The sequence below is a fragment of the Vibrio sp. 10N.222.55.C6 genome (assembly GCF_041473395.1).
GTDB lineage: Bacteria > Pseudomonadota > Gammaproteobacteria > Enterobacterales > Vibrionaceae > Vibrio > Vibrio crassostreae_C.
In genome coordinates, this window is the sequence record NZ_JBFRSD010000527.1 from 990 (window position 1) to 1,202 (window position 213).

Genomic DNA, 213 nt, shown 5'->3' on the forward strand with positions numbered 1-213 from the left:
GTAAGAAAAATCAGGCTTACATGCGTATTGCTTCGATGGGCTATGCTGTTCCAGGCACTGTGTTGGCGATTGGTGTGATGGTGCCTGTGTTGTTCATGGATCACTTAGTCAATGATATTGCCAAAGTGATGGAGTGGGGACGTCCGGGGCTGATTTTCTCTGGTTCCATGTTTGCGCTTATCTTTGCAATGGTGGTGCGTTTTTCTGCAGTGG

General features: G+C 47.9%; 1 pseudogene. It reads left to right on the top strand.

Annotated elements, in window-relative coordinates:
- Nucleotides 1–213 (top strand): annotated as a pseudogene (locus AB4486_RS24915) (iron ABC transporter permease); the annotation flags it as partial.